The sequence below is a fragment of the Comamonas squillarum genome, from assembly GCF_025309455.1.
Taxonomy (GTDB): domain Bacteria; phylum Pseudomonadota; class Gammaproteobacteria; order Burkholderiales; family Burkholderiaceae_C; genus Comamonas; species Comamonas squillarum.
The window spans coordinates 3,447,791-3,460,994 of record NZ_CP104377.1 but is presented as its reverse complement, the minus strand read 5'-3'; the positions used below and the strand labels follow the sequence as shown (position 1 = coordinate 3,460,994).

The following is a 13,204-nucleotide window of genomic DNA, read 5'->3' as shown; positions in this document are numbered from 1 at the left end:
GTCTTCAGCGCTGAAAGACCGCGTTATGCATTCCAAACCCCCTTGCAGGAGCCCAGCATGTCCCAAGCTTATCCACAGTTGCAACTATTTATCAACGGCCAATGGCTGTCCGCCGACGGCCGCAAGAGCGAGCCGGTCATCAACCCGCTCGACGAATCCACGCTGGGCCAGCTGCCTCACGCCAGCGCCGCCGATCTGCAGGCCGCCCTGCAGGCCGCCAACGCAGCCTTTGAAGGCTGGAAGCGCACCTCGCCGCTGGCCCGCTCGGACATCTTGCGCAAGGCCGCCAGCCTGATCCGCGAGCGTGCCGACCACATTGCCCGCTGCATGACCCTGGAGCAGGGCAAGCCGGTGCGCGAAGCCAAACTGGAAGTGCTGGCCGCTGCCGACACCTATGACTGGTATGCCGAAGAGGGCCGCCGCAACTATGGCCGCCTGGTGCCCGGCAAGACCCCGACCCAGCGCATCGCGGTGCACCATGAGCCCGTCGGCGTCTGCGCCGCCTTTGCGCCCTGGAACTTCCCGGCCATCACCCCCGCACGCAAGATTGCCGGCGCTTTGGCCGCTGGTTGCACCCTGGTGCTCAAGCCCGCCGAGGAAACACCCGCCACCGCCCAGGAGCTGGTGCGCGTGCTGCATGACGCCGGCCTGCCCGCCGGTGTGCTGAACATGGTGTTTGGTGTGCCCGCCGAGGTCTCGGGCTACCTGCTCGACCAGCCCGAGGTGGCCAAGTTCTCGTTCACCGGCTCCACCGCCGTGGGCAAGATGCTGGCCTCGCATGCCGCCAAGAGCATGAAGCGCGCCACCTTGGAGCTGGGCGGCCATGCACCGGTCATCGTCTGGAAGGATGCCGACATCAACAAGGCCGCCGATGCCCTGGTCGCCGGCAAGTTCCGCAATGCCGGCCAGGTCTGCATCTCGCCCACGCGCTTTTATGTACACCGCGATGTGTTCGACAGCTTTGTGAGCGCCTTTGTCGAGCGCACCAAAAAGCTCAAGGTCGGCAACGGCCTGGACGAGAGCAGCCAGATGGGCCCGCTGGCCAATCCGCGCCGCATCGAGGCCCTCACCCGCCTGATCGCCGATGCCCAGGAGAAGGGCGCTACGCTGCACACCGGCGGCAAGCGCATGCCCGGCAAGGGCTTCTTCTGGGAGCCCACTGTCATCAGCAACCTGCCCGAAGACGCCGGCCTGATGAACGAGGAGCCCTTTGGCCCGGTCGCGCTGATCAATCCCATCGCCGACATGGACGAAGCGCTCCAGCGCGCCAACCGCCTGCAGTACGGCCTGGCCGCCTATGCCTTCACGCAGGACAGCGCCGTGCGCCAGCAGCTCTCCAACGGCGTGCAGACCGGCATGCTGGGCATCAACACCTTGAACATCTCGATGGCCGAGGCACCGTTTGGCGGCGTCAAGGAAAGCGGCTGGGGCTCGGAATGCGGCATTGAAGGCCTGCAGGCTTACTGCAATATCAAGCTGGTCAGCGAAGACCAGTAAAGCAGTTTTTCCCCTTCCCGGGCCCTGCTGCCGGGCCCAGGAATGGAACCAAAAGGCGCGCCAGGTATTCAGACTGCACAATCGCCGCTGGTGTGTACCCACTCCAGCGTTTTTTGTCTTTCAGAAATACAACGATGAGCGCAAGTTTGCAGATCGGGCCGTTCTCACTGCCCTGGGGTTTGGTCATTTTGATGCTGGCATGGCTTGCGGCCGATGTGCTGCTGGCGCGCTGGGCGCGCAAGCGCGGCCTGTCCACAACGCCGCATGCCTGGCTGCTGCCGCTGTTGGCGCTGGTGGCGGCGCGCCTGGGCTTTGTCGCCCGCTATGCCGACGAGTACCTGGCGCAGCCGCTGTCAATGCTGAATGTGCGCGATGGGGGCTGGGAGCCCTGGGCGGCGCTGGCGGTGGCGGTTGTCTATATGTGGTGGCTGTGGCTGCGCAAAAAGGCCGTGTTCCAGCCGCTGGCGGGCGCGGCAGCGCTGTTTGGCGTGCTGTGGCTGGGCGGCAATGCCCTGGTCTCCAACTTCTCCTCCAGCGCCAAGGCCTTGCCGCCGCTGTCGCTGGTGGCGCTCGATGCCCAAAGCCATGCGCTCGACCAGTTCAAAGGCAAGCCCGTGGTCATCAACCTCTGGGCCAGCTGGTGCACCCCCTGCGTGCGCGAGATGCCCGCGCTGCTGGAGGCGCAAAAGCGCTACCCGCAGGCGCAGTTTCTCTGGGTGAACCAGCAAGAGGCGCCTGAGGTGGTGCTCAAGGCCGCGCGCGGCTTTGGCCTGCCCGATGGCCAGGTGCTGCTCGATCCGCGCAACAGCATGGGCGAGGTGGCCGGCAGCCGCGCGCTGCCCACCACCTTGTTCTATGACGCCAGCGGCCAGTTGCAGGGCCAGCGCGTGGGCGAGTTGTCTGCCGCCAGCCTGAACGACTTCATGCAGCAGATCGTTCCGCCTACGACGCCGTAGCGCTTGCGGGCGCTGCAGCGGTCTGCTCCGACTCCAGCCGGGCCTGCAGCTCGCGCTTCATCACCTTGCCATTGGCATTCACCGGCAGCTCATCGATGGCAATGATGCGCGCCGGCCGCTTGTAGGGCGCCAGGTGCTCGCGCAGGTGTTCCTGCAGCGCCTGCGCATCGGGTGGATGGCGGGCATCCTGCACGACAAAGGCGATCACGGCCTCGTTGCCATCGGCTTCCTTCTGGCCCACGACGGCGGCGCGCTGGATGCCGGGGAAGCTGCCCAGCGCATGCTCGACCTCGCTGGGGTAGACGTTGAAGCCCGAGCGGATGATCATCTCCTTGAGGCGGCCCACGACGAAGAGCGCGCCATCGGCATGCAGCTCGCCCAGGTCGCCGGTGGCGTACCAGCCGCCGTCGCGCAAAGCGGCTGCCGTGGCCTCGGGGTCACGGAAGTAGCCGGGCATCAGGCCCGTGCCCCGCACCCAGATCTCGCCGCGCTCGCCGGTCGGCAGCGGACGGCCGCTGTGCGGATCGACGATCTGCAGTTCCGCGCCATCGATGCAGTAGCCAGCGCTGGTGTCGCTGCGGGCTTCGTCGATGTGCGTCAGGTGCAGCGAGCCGGCGTATTCGCTCATCGCATAGCCATGGTGCAGGGTCTGGCCAAACAGCGCCTCGACCTTGGTTTTCAGCGCCAGATCGAGCGGGCCGGCGCCAGTGTAGAGGTAGCGCAGATGCGGCGCCGCCGGTTGGCGGATGCCCTGCTGCTCGCAGTACTGCAAGAGGCGCGCAAACAAGGTGGGCGGGCCTTGCAGCTGCGTGATGCCATGGTGGGCGAGCGCGTCGAGCAGATCGGCGGGCTCGAACTGGCTGCGCATCTCCAGCGCGGCGCCGGCCGACAGCGAGGCCAGCAGCACCGTGCCCAGGCCGAAGATATGGGTCATCGGCACAAAGGCGTAGACCTTGTCATCGGGCCCGAGCCGGCGCGACTGGGCCGAGACGCGGGCAAAGTGCGCCACACCGCGCTGGCTCATCAGCACGCCCTTGGGCGTGCCGGTGGTGCCGGAGGTGAAGATGATGGCAGCGACTGGATTGCCGTCCGGCTCGGGCTCGGCGCGCGCATCGGCACGCACCGCCGTGTGGGCCAGGCCCGGCACGCAGGAGGGGCTGACGCCATAGCGCTCGGCGTGCGCGGTAGCGGCCTTGGAGACGCGGTCGGTGAAGTAGACCACCCGCGCATCGGCCTTGTCGGCAAAGCCGCGCACCTCGCCGGGCGCCATGCGGGCATTGACGCCGCAGGCCCAGGCGCCCACGCGGCTGCAGGCCAGCAGCAAGGCGGCATGCTCGGGGCAGTTCTCGGCGACCACCAGCACGCGGTCGCCGCTGCGCACCTGCAGCACGCGCAGCTCCGCCTCCAGCGCATCGACCAGGCGGCCCAGGTCGGCATAGCTCAACGTGCGGTCCGGCAGGTAGATGAAGGGCCGGTCAGGGGCCTCCTGCAGCCAGCGGTCCAGAAACTGGTGAATGCGAAATTCCATATGTTCCTCTTCAGTCCACCACAATGCCCTGGGTCACGGTGGACCACATCTGGCGTTCCTTGGCGGCGCGCTCGACCAGGGTCTGGGGGCTGCCCGTCCATTCGTCGTAGCCCAGCTCCTTGTACTTGGCCTTGAGCTCAGGCTGGGCCAGCGCGGCATTGATCGCCTTGTTCAGGCGCATCTGCAGCTCGGGCGACATGCCCTTGGGGCCGTAGACGGCATACCAGCCGCCGACATCAAAGCCCTTGAGGCCTTCGATGCCGCTTTCGGCAAAGGTTGGCACATCGGGCAGCGCCGGGTTGCGCTGGGGCGAGGTGACGGCAATGGGCGTCACCTTCTTGCCGTGGATGTAGGTGCCGGCGGTGCTGATGATGTCCATCATCATGTTGATCTGGCCGCCCATCACATCGGTCATCGCTGGCGCGTTGCCGCGGTAGGGCACATGGTTCAGCTCGATGCCGCTGCGCTTGGCAAACAGCAAGGTGCCCAGGTGGTTGGAGCCGCCAACGCCCGCCGATGCATAGCTGAGCTTGCCAGGGTGGGCCTTGGCATAGTCGACCAGCGCCTGCGTGGTCTTGAAGGGCTCGTTGTTGTTGGCTACCAGCACGTTGTAGTAGCTCAGCACCGGCGCGATCGGGGTGAGGTCCTTGACCGGGTCGAACTGCATCTTGCGCATCACATTGGGGCTGATGGTGATCGTGGGGCTGGCGGCAAACCACAGGGTCAGGCCATCGGGGTTGGCGCGCGAGGTTTCGTTGCCGGCCAGGGTGGCGTTGGCGCCCGTCTTGTTGTCGACCACGACGGTGCTGCTCAGCTCCTTGGACAGCGCGATGGACAGCAGGCGTGCGCCCTGGTCCACGGGGCCGCCGGCCGAGTAGCCGACGATGAGGCGCACCGGTGCGCCCGATCCCAGGCCCCCTTGGGCATGGGCAGCAGCGCAAAGGCTGAGGGCGGCGGCTGCCGTGGCGGCCAGCAGGCCGCGGCGGTGGATGAAGGTCATGTCTTGTCTCCTGGTTTTTTGTCGTAGGTGGCAGCTGCCGTGCGTCAGTAGCGCTCGAACACGGCGGCAATGCCCTGGCCGCCGCCGATGCACATGGTCTCCAGGCCGTAGCGCCCCTTGCGGCGTTCGAGCTCATGCAGCAAGGTGGCCAGAATGCGCACGCCCGTGGCGCCAATCGGGTGGCCCAGCGAGATGCCCGAGCCGTTCACATTCAGGCGCTCGGCATCGTTCCACTCCAGGCCTTGCAGCACGGCCAGCACCTGGCAGGCAAAGGCCTCGTTGATCTCGACCAGGTCCATGTCGTTCATCGACAGGCCCAGCTTGCCCAGCAGCTTCTTGACGGCAGGCACCGGGCCAATGCCCATGCGCGAGGGCTCGCAGCCGGCAGCGGCCCAGCCCACCAGGCTGGCCATCGGCGTCAGGCCCAGCTCCTGGAGCTTGTCTTCGGCAACGATGAGGCAGGCGGCCGAGGCATCGTTTTGCTGGCTGGCATTGCCGGCGCTGACGGTGCCGCCCTTCATCAGCGCGCGCAGCTTGCCCAGCGAGTCCATCGTGGCATCGGCGCGAAAGCCCTCGTCGCGGCTGAACAGCATGGGCTCGCCCTTGCGTTGCGGCACGCTGACGGGTACCACCTCGGCATCAAAGCGGCCGGCCTGCCAGGCGGCGGCAGCGCGCTGGTGGCTGCGCAGCGCAAAGGCGTCGGCCTCTTCGCGGCTGATGCCGTAGTCGCGCGCCAGGTTCTCGGCGGTCTCGATCATGCCGGAGATGACGCCAAAACGCTCCACCGGTTGCGAGCGCTCGCGGCCCCGGTCCAGGCGGTCATACATGGTGACGCTGCCGGCGCGCTTGCCCCAGCGCATATCGGTGGTGTAGTACTCGATATTGCTCATGCTCTCCACACCACCGGCGATCACGACATCGGCGGCGCCGCTTTGCACCATCATGCAGGCGGTGACCACCGCTTGCAGGCCGCCGCCGCAGCGGCGGTCGAGCTGCATGCCGGGCACTTCCACCGGCAGGCCGGCCTGCAGCGCGGCCCATCGGCCCACGCAAGGCGTTTCGCTGCTGGCGTAAGACTGGGCAAAAACCACATCGTCGATGCGGCTGGGGTCGATGCCACTGCGCTCGACCACGGCACGCACGGTGGTGGCGGCCAGGTCCTCGACCGAGACGGGGCGCAGGCTGCCCCCGTAGGTGCCTACCGGGGTTCGCAAAGGGGTGACGATGGCGGCTTTACGCATGGTTATGTCTCCAGAAAATTGAATCAATTCAGTTGTTGGCGCGCTTGGGCCGCCAGAAGGTCTCGGTGTTCAGGCGCGGCAATCGCCAGCATCGCGCGCACGCGCTGGGCCAGGCTCAGGCCGCGCAGATCGGCCACGCCATGCTCGGTGACGATCAAACCGGCATCGGCGCGCGGTGTGGAAACCGGCCCGGACAGCTGCGCGACGATGCGCGACTGGCCGCGCGCGGTAGACGGCAGCGCGACGATCGGCAGGCCGCCATCGCAGGCGGCAGCGGCCCGCAAAAAATCCATCGCACCGCCGACCGCGCCCAGGTACTGGCCCGCCACCACCTCGGCATTGATCTGGCCCGTTAGGTCCACCTCGATCGCCGAGTTGATGGCGGTGAGCCGCTGGGTCTGGCCCAGCACCCGGGCGTTGTGGGTGTAGTCGGTGCCGGCAATGCGCAGCGCACGGTTGTTATGCGCCCAGCGCCGCGTGCGGGCACTGCCCATCAGCAGGCCGGTGACGCTGGTGCCCACATCGATGCCCTTGCGCGCATTGGTGATGACGCCGGCTTCCACCAGGTCGGCGACGCGGTCGCCAATGGTGCCGCTGTGCACGCCCAGATCGCGGTGGCCCTGCAGTGCCTGCAGCACCGCATCGGGCAGGTTGCCAATGCCCAGCTGCAAGGTGGCGCCGTCTTCCACGCGGCTGGCGATCAGCTGCGCAATCGCCTCTTCGGCGGGGCCAATCTTGCCAGCGGGCACATCGACGACGCCCTGGTCGCTCTGCACCCAGGCATCCACATCGGCCAGGCGCAGGCTGGCGCCCGCCACCCAGGGTACATCGGCGTTGACCTCGGCAATCACGCAGCGCGCATGGCGCATGGCAGTGACCAGGTAGTCATGGGCTAGGCCCAGGCTGCAGTCGCCATCGGCATTGGGTGGTGATACCTGGACGAACACCACATCGACGGCGATGCGGCGGCTGGCGATCAGCTGCGGAATCTGTGAATAGTGGCAGGGAATCGGATCGAGCACACCGGCCATGCCGAGCGTGCGGTGCGAGCCACCGGCCGCATAGCCGCGCATGTCGATGGCATCGGCATGGTCAGGCTGCAAGGTGGTTGCGCCGCCAATGCCCAGAAAGACGCTGGTACGCGCAAAGCGCTGGCGCTGGGCCACATAGGCCTGGATCAGCGACAGCGGCTCGGCGGCCGACTGGCCCCAGACGATGCTGTCACCAGCGCGGATGAACTGCGCCAGGTCCAGGTCTGCCAGCGCCATCTGCCGGCCTTGGGCCATGCTCATGGCTGCGCGGCAGCGATGCTGGCATTGCCGTGGCTGAGCACGACAATGCCGCGCTCGACCACCAGCGCGCGGAACTGCAGCGCGTCCCCTTCCTGCCAGACCTCGGTGCGCAAGGTCTCGCCCGGAAACACGGGCGACGAAAAGCGCGCATGCATGCTGCGCAGCAGGCTGGCATCGCCATTGCAGGCGGTCATCACCAGCGCATGGCAGACCATGCCGTAGGTGGCCAGCCCGTGCAGGATGGGCTTGTCAAAGCCAGCGGCCTGCGCCACCTGGGGATCCGCATGCAGGGGGTTGTAGTCGCCCATCAGGCGGTAGAGCAGGGCGGCCTCGGGGCGGATGGTGTGGGTATAGGTCCAGCGCGGCGCCGTATCGGGCGTGGGCGCCAGTGCCGGCAGCGAGGCATCGCTGGGTTGGCCGCCCAGCGCTTCGCTGTAGCCGCCATCACCCCGGCAGAACGTGACCTGCTCCAAGGTGGCATAGCGCGTGCCATCTTCGCCTTCCAGGCTGCGCTCGCTCACCACAATCGCGCCTTTGCCCGCGCCCTTGTCGATCACGCGCGTGATCCGCGTCTTGCCCACCACCTTGGCCCCCACCGGCAGCGGCTGGTGGATGGTGGTGCGCTGCTCGCCATGCACCAGCTTGACCCAGTCAATACCCGTATCCGCCTCCTTGGCCCAAAAGCCCGGATAGCCCAGTACCGAGCTCATCGTCGGCAGCGCCTGCAGCGGCTGCGCCATGCCCTCGTAGACCAGCGGCAGATTGCGGGCATCGAGCGGATCATTGCCCACCCCCAGACTCAGCGCATACAGCATCGTGTCGCGCTGCGAATAATCCTGGTGCACCGGCGCAAACGGCCGGTCCTTGAGTTGCTGGTAATTGATGGTCATGGTCGTTGTCTCTGGGGGTTGTTGTGGTGCGAAGGCGGAAGGGAAACGGCACTTCGTTATCGGCTCTGGATGCGCACAGGAGGCTGTTCTGGAGGTCCTGCAACGCCACTGGGGGGCATCTGTGAAACTGGCAGAGCACACCTATCGAGCCTGTGTGAACAACTCAGTCGTCCCTACTGAGCGCCATGCCAAAAACTGGCGAGGCCGATCTACCAGGCACCGACGAAGGGCCGCCCCGCCCGGAGGGTGCCGTCCCCCTTTAGGGGGAAGCGGCAACGCCGCACAGGGGGTAGCTTAGACAGGATCCCAACTGAATACTTCCCCCGACCGCTCCATCGGCACAAACGAGGATTTGAGCGCCGGCATCGCATGCGAGGCGATGTCCTCGGGCGTCCAGCCTTCGCCCTGGTGCACCGAGCGCAGCGGGCGCGGTTGGCTCATCAGGAAGATCTCGTTATTGCGCACGGCAAACACCTGGGCGTTCACATCCTTGGCCTGGTCGCTCAGCAGGTAGACGGCCAGCGGCGCGATCTTATTGGGGGTCATCTGCTTGAGCTTGTCCACGCGGGCCTGCTGCTCGGGCGTGTCGGTGGGGATGGAGCCGATCATGCGGCTCCAGGCAAAGGGCGAGATGCAGTTGCTGCGCACATGGAACTTGGCCATGTCCAGCGCAATGCTCTTGGACAGCGCGACGATGCCCAGCTTGGCGGCCGAGTAGTTGGCCTGGCCAAAGTTGCCGATCAGGCCGGAGGTGCTGGTCATGTGCACCATCGCGCCGCTCTCCTGCTCCTTGAAGTGGTTGGCCGCAGCGCGCGCCACGTAGTAGCTGCCGTAGAGGTGGACCTTAATGACGGCATCCCACTCGTCGACGCTCATCTTGTGGAAGAACCGGTCACGCAGGATGCCGGCGTTGTTGACGATGCCGTCGAGCTTGCCAAAGCTGTCGAGCGCGCATTGCACGATCTTGGCCGCGGCATTGGCGTCCGAGACGCTGTCGGTATTGGCCACGGCCTGGCCGCCTGCGGCCTTGATCTCGTTGACGACTTGTTGCGCGGGGCCGTCGTCATGGCCTTCGCCGGTGGTGGAGGTGCCGATGTCGTTGACGACAACCTTGGCGCCCTGCTGGGCCATGGCCAGGGCCATATCACGGCCGATGCCGCCGCCAGAACCGGTGACGATAACGACTTTGCCTTCGAGCATGGTGGACATGTCTGCTTTTCCTTGGATCTGTGTGTGTCGATGAATGCCACCAGCATGCCGTCCATTAAGCGCATTGCCAATTCGCAAATGCGTAGGCAGGTCTTTGGCAAACTGAAACGACTGGCTCACAAATGCGCGTTAACCCGCTGTCTTCACCGCTGTAAAAGGAGAGGTTCCAATCTCTGCGATTGCGCTGGCGGGCGCAGCCTGCGACAGTGCCACCATGTCGCAAACCCCTGAACCTTCTGCCGCCTCGCTCTCTGCCGAGCAGGTCACCCATTTGCAAAGCTGGATCCACAAGACCGAGACCATGCAGGACCTGGTGGCCCGCACGGCCGCGGCGGGCCTGTCGGCCACCCTGGACCGCGATGATGCCCCGGCCCAGGATGGCGACAGCCTGCCGCCGCTGTGGCACTGGATGAACTTTTTGCCGATGGCGCGGCAAAGCCTGCTGGGGCCGGACGGCCACCCGGCGCGTGGCGGCTTTCTGCCCCCGGTGCCGCTGCCCCGGCGCATGTGGGCGGGCGGTCGCCTGCAGTGGCAGGCGGACAACCCGCTGCGCATTGGCGAGCGCGTCGAGCGCGTCTCGCGCATCGCCTCGGTGGACCACAAAGTGGGCCGCTCGGGCGAGCTGCTGTTTGTGCTGGTGCAGCACAGCTACCGCAATGCCCGGGGCCTGGCGCTGACCGAGGAGCATGACATCGTCTACCGCGCCGCCGCCCAGCCCAGCGACCCGGTGCCCCAGCCCACGGCCGCCCAGACGCAGGCCGCCTGGAAGCGCGAGATCACGGCCGACCCGGTGATGCTGTTCCGCTACTCGGCGCTCACCTTCAACGGCCACCGCATCCACTACGACCGCAGCTATGTCACGCAGGAAGAGGGCTACCCGGGCCTCATCGTGCATGGCCCGCTGATCGCGACCTTGCTGGTCGATCTGCTGCGCCGCAATGCGCCGGATGCGGTGCTGACCGACTTCTCGTTCAAGGCCATCCGCCCCACCTTTGATCTGCACCCCTTCACCGTGCTGGGCGAGCCCCAGGACGATGGCAAGACCATCAAGCTCTGGGCGCATGACCATGAGGGCTGGCTCACGATGCAGGCCACCGCCAAGATCCGCTGAGCGCCGCCACCAACAACGCTTTTCCCAACACCGGCGGGTGGCGCAGACGCTGTCAGCGCCGCCACCCCCAACGCCCGACCCAGAACCATGATCGAACATACCGGCTCCAACAACTTCCCCGAAATCCGCGATGCCATCCGCGCGCTCTGCGCCGAGTTCCCCGATGAGTATTTCCGCAAGGTCGATGAGGCGCGAGCCTACCCCGAGACCTTTGTCGAGGCGCTGACCAAGGCCGGCTGGCTGGCCGCGCTGATTCCGCAGGAATACGGCGGCTCCGGCCTGGGCCTGACCGAGGCCTCGGTCATCATGGAAGAGATCAACCGCTGCGGCGGCAACTCCGGCGCCTGCCACGGCCAGATGTACAACATGGGCACCTTGCTGCGCCATGGCTCGGCCGCGCAGAAGGAAAAGTACCTGCCCAAGATCGCCAGCGGCGAGTGGCGCCTGCAATCGATGGGCGTGACCGAGCCCACCACCGGCACCGACACCACCAAGATCAAGACCACGGCCGTGAAGAAAGGCGACAAGTACGTCATCAACGGCCAGAAGGTGTGGATCAGCCGCATCCAGCACAGCGATTTCATGATCTTGCTGGCGCGCACGACGCCGCTGGCCGAAGTGAAGAAAAAGAGCGAAGGCATGTCGATCTTCATGGTCGATCTGCGCGAGGCCGAGAAAAAGGGCCTGACCGTGCGCCCCATCCTGAACATGGTCAACCACGAGACCAATGAGCTGTTCTTCGAGAACCTGGAGATCCCCGAGGAGAACCTGATTGGCGAAGAGGGCAAGGGCTTCAAGTACATCCTGGACGGCCTCAACGCCGAGCGCACCCTGATCGCTGCCGAGTGCATTGGCGACGGCTACTGGTTCCTTGACCGCGTGACCAACTATGTGCGCGACCGCGAAGTGTTTGGCCGCCCGATTGGCCAGAATCAGGGCGTGCAGTTTCCGATTGCCGATGCCTTCATCGAGGTGGAAGCGGCCAACCTGATGCGCTGGAAGGCCTGCGAGCTGTTTGACAAGCACGAGCCCATGGGCGCCCAGGCGAATATGGCCAAGTACCTGGCGGCCAAGGCGAGCTGGGAGGCGGCCAATGCCTGCCTGCAGTTCCACGGCGGCTTTGGCTTTGCCTGCGAATACGACGTGGAGCGCAAGTTCCGCGAGACGCGTCTGTATCAGGTCGCGCCCATCTCGACCAACCTGATCTATTCCTACGTGGCCGAGCACATCCTGGGCCTGCCGCGCTCGTTCTGATGGCGCTGCGCAGCGATAAAAACAGACAACCGGAGTCTTCATGACAAGACCATTGGACGGGATCACCGTCGTATCGCTGGAGCACGCAGTCGCTGCGCCTTTTTGCGCGCGCCAGCTGGCCGATCTGGGCGCGCGCGTCATCAAGGTGGAGCGGCCGGGCAGCGGCGATTTTGCGCGCGGCTATGACAGCCGGGTGCGCGGCCAGTCCTCGCATTTCACCTGGCTCAACCGCAACAAGGAAAGCCTGGCGCTGGACCTCAAGGATGCGGCATCGCTGGAGGCGCTCAAGCAGCTGCTGGGCTCGGCCGATGTGCTGCTGCAGAACCTGGCGCCGGGCGCTGCGGCGCGCATGGGTTTGTCGTACGAGGCCCTGCATGCAGCCTTTCCGCGCCTCATCGTCTGCGACATCAGCGGCTATGGCGACAACGGCCCCTACCGCGACAAGAAGGCCTATGACCTGCTGATCCAGAGCGAGGCGGGCTTTCTGTCGGTGACCGGCACGCCCGAGACGCCGAGCAAATCGGGCATCTCGGTGGCCGATATTGCGGCGGGCATGTATGCCTACACGAACATCCTCTCGGCCCTGCTGCTGCGCGGCAAGACGGGCGAGGGCAGCCATATCGATGTGTCCATGCTCGAAGCGCTGGGCGAGTGGATGGGCTACCCGATGTACTACGCGTTCGAAGGCGCAGCGCCACCACCGCGCACCGGCGCATCGCATGCCAGCATCTACCCCTATGGCCCGTTTGTGGCCGGCGATGGCGGCACGGTGATGCTGGGCCTGCAAAATGAGCGCGAGTGGAAGATCTTCTGCGACCAGGTGCTGCTGGCACCGGCACTGGCGACCGACGCGCGCTTTGACAGCAATGCCAAGCGCAATGCCAACCGCGCCGATCTGCAGGCCGAGATTGTGCGCATCTTTGGCGCGCTCCAGGCGAGCGACGTGGTGCAGCGGCTTGACGAGGCCGGCATTGCCAATGCCCATGTCAATGACATGGCTGGTCTGTGGGCACACCCGCAGCTGCTGGCGCGCCAGCGCTTTGCGCAGGTGGACACGCCCGTAGGCACGGTGCCTGCGCTGCTGCCGCCCGGCCGCAACAACCAGTACGACTACCGCATGGATGCGGTGCCTGCAGTGGGCGAGCACACGGCCGCCATTCTCGATGCGCTGCAGCTGCCGGCCGATGCGCTGGCAGCGGTGCGCAAGGCCTCAGGCCTTTGATGCT

The 13,204-nt window shown here is 66.1% G+C and carries 11 protein-coding genes; 5 read left to right on the top strand and 6 right to left on the bottom strand.

What is annotated here, in order from left to right:
- The first annotated feature begins 57 nt into the window (after positions 1 to 57).
- A complete protein-coding gene (locus N4T19_RS16085) occupies positions 58 to 1,497 on the top strand; it encodes an NAD-dependent succinate-semialdehyde dehydrogenase (protein ID WP_116927490.1) in 1,440 nt (479 codons plus the stop codon).
- Positions 1,498 to 1,631: 134 nt separating this feature from the next.
- On the top strand, positions 1,632 to 2,453 hold the full coding sequence (locus N4T19_RS16080; RefSeq protein WP_260718512.1) for a TlpA disulfide reductase family protein: 822 nt from the start codon (positions 1,632 to 1,634) through the stop codon (positions 2,451 to 2,453).
- On the opposite strand, the gene N4T19_RS16075 is transcribed toward N4T19_RS16080, so the two are convergent.
- The 6 genes from N4T19_RS16075 to N4T19_RS16050 form a co-directional block, all read right to left on the bottom strand.
- Positions 2,440 to 3,981 carry a class I adenylate-forming enzyme family protein gene (locus tag N4T19_RS16075; protein ID WP_260718511.1) on the bottom strand — a complete coding sequence of 514 codons (1,542 nt, stop codon included), beginning with the start codon at positions 3,979 to 3,981 and terminating at the stop codon, positions 2,440 to 2,442. The two genes, N4T19_RS16080 and N4T19_RS16075, sit on opposite strands and share 14 nt — an antisense overlap.
- Positions 3,982 to 3,991: 10 nt before the next feature.
- Positions 3,992 to 4,981: a Bug family tripartite tricarboxylate transporter substrate binding protein gene (locus N4T19_RS16070; protein ID WP_260718510.1), complete on the bottom strand. Its 990-nt coding sequence runs from the start codon at positions 4,979 to 4,981 to the stop codon at positions 3,992 to 3,994.
- Between the two features lie 44 nt (positions 4,982 to 5,025).
- Positions 5,026 to 6,222 (bottom strand): acetyl-CoA C-acetyltransferase, encoded by a 1,197-nt coding sequence (locus tag N4T19_RS16065; protein WP_116927442.1) that lies wholly within the window; start codon positions 6,220 to 6,222, stop codon positions 5,026 to 5,028.
- Between the two features lie 23 nt (positions 6,223 to 6,245).
- Positions 6,246 to 7,514, bottom strand: coding sequence for an acetyl-CoA hydrolase/transferase family protein (locus tag N4T19_RS16060; protein WP_409935118.1), 1,269 nt, complete (start codon positions 7,512 to 7,514; stop codon positions 6,246 to 6,248).
- Entirely contained in the window at positions 7,511 to 8,404 is an 894-nt protein-coding gene (locus N4T19_RS16055; protein WP_260718509.1) for a MaoC/PaaZ C-terminal domain-containing protein, read from the bottom strand. The genes N4T19_RS16060 and N4T19_RS16055 overlap by 4 nt, the downstream gene beginning before the upstream one ends.
- Before the next feature lie 294 nt (positions 8,405 to 8,698).
- On the bottom strand, positions 8,699 to 9,604 hold the full coding sequence (locus N4T19_RS16050) for an SDR family NAD(P)-dependent oxidoreductase (protein WP_116927493.1): 906 nt from the start codon (positions 9,602 to 9,604) through the stop codon (positions 8,699 to 8,701).
- A gap of 223 nt (positions 9,605 to 9,827) precedes the next feature.
- On the opposite strand from N4T19_RS16050, the gene N4T19_RS16045 reads away from it, so the two are divergent.
- The 3 genes from N4T19_RS16045 to N4T19_RS16035 all read left to right on the top strand — a co-directional run bounded on the left by N4T19_RS16045 (position 9,828) and on the right by N4T19_RS16035 (position 13,200).
- Complete coding sequence (locus N4T19_RS16045) at positions 9,828 to 10,724, top strand: HTD2 family dehydratase (RefSeq protein WP_260718508.1); 897 nt, start codon at positions 9,828 to 9,830, stop codon at positions 10,722 to 10,724.
- Between the two features lie 87 nt (positions 10,725 to 10,811).
- Positions 10,812 to 11,978 carry an acyl-CoA dehydrogenase family protein gene (locus N4T19_RS16040; protein ID WP_116927445.1) on the top strand — a complete coding sequence of 389 codons (1,167 nt, stop codon included), beginning with the start codon at positions 10,812 to 10,814 and terminating at the stop codon, positions 11,976 to 11,978.
- 40 nt (positions 11,979 to 12,018) lie between these two features.
- Positions 12,019 to 13,200: a CaiB/BaiF CoA transferase family protein gene (locus N4T19_RS16035; protein WP_260718507.1), complete on the top strand. Its 1,182-nt coding sequence runs from the start codon at positions 12,019 to 12,021 to the stop codon at positions 13,198 to 13,200.
- The last annotated feature ends 4 nt before the right edge of the window (positions 13,201 to 13,204 follow it).